The following is an 898-nucleotide window of genomic DNA, read 5'->3' on the forward strand; positions in this document are numbered from 1 at the left end:
TGGTGAGGTTGCCGGACACTGCCCCGCAGATGACGGCAATACCGTGCTGCTCGTTTTGGAACCATCGGTCGGCCTGCGTGAGTGTGGCGCGGTGCTGCGTGTACGGTTTCCACGCGACGGCTGGACGCTTGTCGCCCTTGTCTGTGGCGGGCAGGATGGGGATGATACTGATGCCGTTAGCGAGGCATTCGTGCGCGTGGGCGAGGATCGGGTTCATTGTTGTGGTTCCGTGAAGAGCGCAGGCTGATCTGGGGTTGGGTCTGGGTCGGGTGTTTCGCGCTCGATAAGCGTGACAGTCCACTTGGGTGGTGAGACGAGTTGGTGGCCGACGTCGAGGAGCAGGTCACGGTCGTGGACGGCTGTTCCCTGCCACGTCCAGACCGGGCTGGAGGGGAAATTCTTCGTGTGAATGCGGAGCATGTCATCTTCCTTAATGTCCTGCTTGGTGATGGGCTGCCACATGGGGCGTGCTCCTTTCCTTGTTTGGCTTGAGTGTGGTTTTGGTGCCCGCCCGCGCCTTGCACGCGGTGTGGCTGCTGGCCGGGCTGTGGGGGTTATTTGATGGTGTTGCGGATGATGGCGACCATGCTCGGGTCGATTTGGAGGGCGCTTGCGATTGCCTGGTCGTCGAGGCCTGCCTGGATCAGCGTGGTGATCTGCTCACCCTGATTAGCTGCCTGCCCCGCCGAAGCGGCTGGTGCTGGTGCCTGTGGTGCTGCCTGTGCGGGTTGCGTGGGCGCGGCCTGTTCCTGCAATGCCTTGTCCATCCCAGCCACGTCGCCTTTAGCAATCTGGTAGGAAAACATCTTCTCGTGGTACGAGGAGCGGCCATCCCTGCCGAACTGCTTTTTCTCTTCCAAGAACGTCGCGGTGAACGTGTTGCCCAGGGCGAGAGCTT

Annotated in this window: 3 protein-coding genes; all 3 read right to left on the reverse strand. The window is 61.5% G+C overall.

Annotated features, from left to right (window positions below):
- On the reverse strand, positions 1-217 hold a 217-nt coding region (locus HMPREF2975_RS09765; RefSeq protein WP_141757404.1), incomplete at its 3' end, for a bifunctional DNA primase/polymerase.
- Positions 214-462 (reverse strand): hypothetical protein, encoded by a 249-nt coding sequence (locus HMPREF2975_RS09770; protein ID WP_070727425.1) that lies wholly within the window; start codon positions 460-462, stop codon positions 214-216. The genes HMPREF2975_RS09770 and HMPREF2975_RS09765, both read right to left, overlap by 4 nt.
- Before the next feature lie 92 nt (positions 463-554).
- Positions 555-898: hypothetical protein (locus HMPREF2975_RS12630; RefSeq protein WP_227469366.1), on the reverse strand; the 344-nt coding region annotated here is incomplete at its 5' end.

The sequence above is a fragment of the Actinomyces sp. HMSC065F12 genome (assembly GCF_001814535.1).
GTDB classification, from domain to species: Bacteria; Actinomycetota; Actinomycetes; order Actinomycetales; family Actinomycetaceae; genus Pauljensenia; species Pauljensenia radingae_A.